We start from the raw sequence: 903 nt of genomic DNA on the forward strand, positions 1-903 counted from the left end.
CGGTTCGGCCGGCGGCGGCGCATCCTCGACCGGGAACTCGTCGTCTTCGTCGACGAGGGCCTCGGGTTCGGCGGTGTCGGGCTCGTCGGTGGACACCACGGGTTCGGCCGCAGGTTCGGGGTCCGGGCCGCCGCCGAGACCACCGGCGTCGACGTCGTGCTCAACGCGCTCGTCGGCGCGCTCGGTCTGGAGCCGACGCTGGCGGCGCTGGCCACCGGTGCGCGGCTGGCGCTGGCCAACAAGGAGTCCCTGGTCGCCGGCGGTCCGCTGGTACAGAAGGCGGCCGCCCCGGGCCAGATCGTGCCGGTGGACTCCGAGCACTCGGCGCTGGCGCAATGCCTGCGCGGCGGCAGCGCCGACGAGGTCGCCAAGCTGGTGCTCACCGCCTCGGGCGGACCGTTCCGCGGCTGGACCGCCGAGCGGCTGGAGAACGTCACCCCCGCACAGGCCGCCGCGCACCCCACCTGGTCGATGGGCCCGATGAACACGTTGAACTCGGCGTCTCTGGTCAACAAAGGACTCGAGCTGATCGAGACGCATCTGCTGTTCGGTGTCGACTACGACCGCATCGAGGTCGTGGTGCACCCGCAGTCGATCGTGCACTCGATGGTCACGTTCACCGACGGGTCCACCCTCGCCCAGGCCAGCCCGCCCGACATGAAGCTGCCGATCGCGCTGGCGCTGGGGTGGCCGTCCCGGGTCCCCGGCGCCGCGTCGGCGTGCGACTTCGCCACCGCCTCGCGGTGGGATTTCGAACCGCTCGACGACGAGGTGTTCCCGGCTGGTGCTCGAGGACGGCGAGGCCGAATTCGCCGGCTGACCGCGGAACCGCTGAAAACGCAAACGCCTGGGAAAATATTTGCTGGGCTGGTAGCCTTCGCGCAGGGTGGGCCGATTTGATCT

The 903-nt window shown here is 70.8% G+C and carries 1 pseudogene; it reads left to right on the forward strand.

The features are described from left to right. Nucleotides 1-135: 135 nt before the first annotated feature. Nucleotides 136-810, forward strand: a pseudogene (locus ASJ79_RS24745) (1-deoxy-D-xylulose-5-phosphate reductoisomerase); the annotation flags it as partial. Nucleotides 811-903: the final 93 nt, after the last annotated feature.

This window comes from Mycobacterium sp. NAZ190054, assembly GCF_001545925.1.
Taxonomy (GTDB): domain Bacteria; phylum Actinomycetota; class Actinomycetes; order Mycobacteriales; family Mycobacteriaceae; genus Mycobacterium.